Source organism: Arthrobacter rhombi, assembly GCF_039526245.1.
Taxonomy (GTDB): Bacteria; Actinomycetota; Actinomycetes; order Actinomycetales; family Micrococcaceae; genus Arthrobacter_H; species Arthrobacter_H rhombi.
Genome location: NZ_BAAAIV010000017.1, coordinates 1 through 2,697, shown reverse-complemented (window position 1 = coordinate 2,697; position 2,697 = coordinate 1). Strand labels below are relative to the sequence as shown.

Genomic DNA, 2,697 nt, shown 5'->3' with positions numbered 1-2,697 from the left:
GGCCTCGCCCTGGAGAGTGCGTGGATGCTGAAGTCCTCGAGGTCCACAGGGGTCCACTCCCATGGCAGCTTCTCGCAGTATGCGGAGAAGCGGCGGATGAAACTGGTCCTGACGTCGATGGTTTGCCTTGACAACCCGCGGCTTTGTTGCTGGTCGTCCCATCCTTGGAGCATCGCGTTGAAGATGAACGCAGGCTCGTCCAACGGACGGACGTTGCCCAACACATGCAGCGGGGACTCCCCCACTTCGCGTTGGTTGGCCATCGCCCGATCGTTGCATTAAACGCAACAATGATGCAATGGCTTTCGGATCTCAATCCGGTGCCGGTGCGGGGCCCGAGGGGTGGACGGCCGATGGGGAGTTAGCGCATCCGGCTACCGCGCGGCCGCGTTGAGCTCCCCCAGCAAGCGCATGGTCCTGGCCCGGATGTCGTCGCGTACCAGCCTCATCCTTTCCATTCCATCGATCCCCCTCGTGGAAGGTTCATCGATGTCCCAGTTCCGCATCCGGGCTCCCGGAATCGGTTCCAATTCCGCTTCCCGGCCAAGGGTGATCACCAGGTCGATGCCGGCGAGCAGTTCCCTGGTGATGGGTTTGGGTCGCTCGTCGCCGATTTCGATGCCAAGTTCGGACAGGGACTGCACTGATTGTGCGTTGAGTCCGTTGCCGGGCTTGGTGCCGGCGGTGCGGACGTCGACGCGGCCTCCGGCAAGGTGGCGCATGAGCGCCCCGGCCATCTGGGACTTTCCGCCGTTCTTCACACAGACGAACAGGACAACCGGCTTGCCATCAACGGACCCATGTGTGGCGTCGGTTCGGGCCGCCTGGTCATTCTGCACCGGAACGTCCATGGGCCAGGCCGGTTGGGATGCCGATGAGCACGGGTTCGGGCGCAGCACAGCATGAGCCTGCCGCGTCGCCAGGCTCAGAGGCCTCGGAGGGCGCATCACAGGTACCGCCAAGGTCCGTGGAGCAGACGCCGGTTTCGGGCAGTTCCAGGTGGACCTGTCCGGCAGCGGCCATGTCCCCTGCTATGGCGGCGACGATGGACCGCACCTGTTCGTATCCGGTGGCGAGCAGGAAGGTCGGGGCCCGTCCGTAGGATTTCATGCCGGCGATGTAGAAGTCCTTGTCGGGGTGGGCCAGTTCCTTGGCCCCGTGCGCCGGAACGGTCCCGCAGGAATGGAATTCGGGGTCGATCAGCGGCCCCAGGGTCCGTGGTGTTTCCACGGCGGGATCCAGTTCCAGTCGGATTTCCCGCAGGATGCCCAGGTCGGGGCGGAAGCCCGTGGCGGGGATCAACACGTCAACCTCCAGCGTCGTTTCGCCCTCCGGTGTGGCTCCCGTGACGGCGAGGCGGTCACCTGCCACGAATCCGGTGGTCGTGAAGGAGGTATGCACGTCGATGTGCCCGTCCTCGACGAGTTTGCGCAGACGGGTCCCCAGTTGGCCACGCGCGGGCAGCCCGTCGAGGTCTCCCCCGCCGTAGATGCCGGAGGTGTCGCTGCCACGCACGGCCCAGCTGATGCGGGTTCCGGGCTCGTTCTTGGCCAACTGGCCCAGGGTGATGAGGGTGTTGGCGGCCGAGTGCCCGGCTCCGATGACCAGGACGTGTTTGCCTGAGAAGCGGGCCCGGTCGGCACCGGTCACGTCCGGCAGTGGTGCGGTGATCAGGCCGCGGGCGATGGCTTCGGCTTCGCCGGGGGCGGGCAGGCCGGCTTGCCCGAGCGGGTTGGGTTGGGCCCAGGTTCCGGAGGCGTCGATGACGGCGCGTACCCGGTGGTCTTCCACCGTGCCGTCTTCGGTTTCCGTGCGGACCAGGAAGGGGCGTTCGTCCCGTCCCCGGGAGTGTGTCTTGTCCATCCCGGCCCGGCTGACGGCCGTGACGGTGGTGGATGTGTGGAGTGCGTTGCGGATGGCCGGGAGGGTGGCGAGGGGTTCGAGGTACTGTTCCACGAGCTCGGAGCCGTAGGGCAGGGAGGACAGTCGGGGTTCGGTCCAGCCGGTGGTCTCGAGCAGGCGACGTGAGGCGGGGTCGATGTTGTGCCGCCAGGGGGAAAACAGCCGGACGTGTCCCCAGTTCCGGATGGAAGCGCCGGCCTGGTGGCCGCATTCGAAGATGAGCGGGACCAGGCCGCGTTCGATGAGGTTCGCTGCCGCGGCCAGGCCCACGGGACCGGCGCCGATGATGGCAACCGGGAGGTCGTTCGGCTGGTTCGTCATATCCATCGTTCTCCTTGGGTGGTTCGTGCTCGTTTGCCTTCGGCCACCTGCTTGGATCCGCGGGCGGCGGTGTCCGCTAGGTGGTCGGCAGCAGTTCTGCGATGAGGCCCTGGATGCGGCTCTTGATGTCGTCGCGGATGGGCCGGACGGCCTCGATGCCTTGCCCTGCCGGGTCATCGAGTTCCCAGTCCTCGTAGCGTTTGCCGGGGAAGATGGGGCAGGTGTCACCGCAACCCATGGTGATCACGACATCGGATTCCCGCACGGCGTCCACGGTGAGGACCTTGGGCGTTTCGGCGGACATGTCGATACCCTCCTCGACCATGGCCGCCACGGCGGCCGGATTGACCGAGTCCGCTGGCTCGGACCCGGCGGACCGGACCTCGATGGCGCCTGCGGACAGTGCGGTGAGGTAGGCGGCGGCCATCTGGGAGCGTCCGGCGTTGTGGACGCAGACGAACAGCACGGACGGCT

The 2,697-nt window shown here is 66.6% G+C and carries 3 protein-coding genes and 1 pseudogene; all 4 read right to left on the bottom strand.

Going from position 1 to position 2,697, the window contains the following annotated elements; genetic code table 11:
• Positions 1–263 (bottom strand): annotated as a pseudogene (locus ABD088_RS14145) (hypothetical protein); the annotation flags it as partial.
• A gap of 111 nt (positions 264–374) precedes the next feature.
• Positions 375–839: an arsenate-mycothiol transferase ArsC gene (locus tag ABD088_RS14140; RefSeq protein ID WP_343902602.1), complete on the bottom strand. Its 465-nt coding sequence runs from the start codon at positions 837–839 to the stop codon at positions 375–377.
• Positions 829–2,229: an NAD(P)/FAD-dependent oxidoreductase gene (locus ABD088_RS14135; RefSeq protein WP_343902601.1), complete on the bottom strand. Its 1,401-nt coding sequence runs from the start codon at positions 2,227–2,229 to the stop codon at positions 829–831. The genes ABD088_RS14140 and ABD088_RS14135 overlap by 11 nt, the downstream gene beginning before the upstream one ends.
• A 70-nt stretch (positions 2,230–2,299) precedes the next feature.
• A partial coding sequence (locus ABD088_RS14130; protein ID WP_343902600.1) for an arsenate reductase ArsC occupies positions 2,300–2,697 on the bottom strand: 398 nt, incomplete at its 5' end.

Excerpts from the sequence above, each read along its gene's own strand:
- ABD088_RS14135 (WP_343902601.1), bottom strand. The coding sequence starts at position 2,229 with ATGGATATGACGAACCAGCCGAACGACCTCCCGGTTGCCATCATCGGC.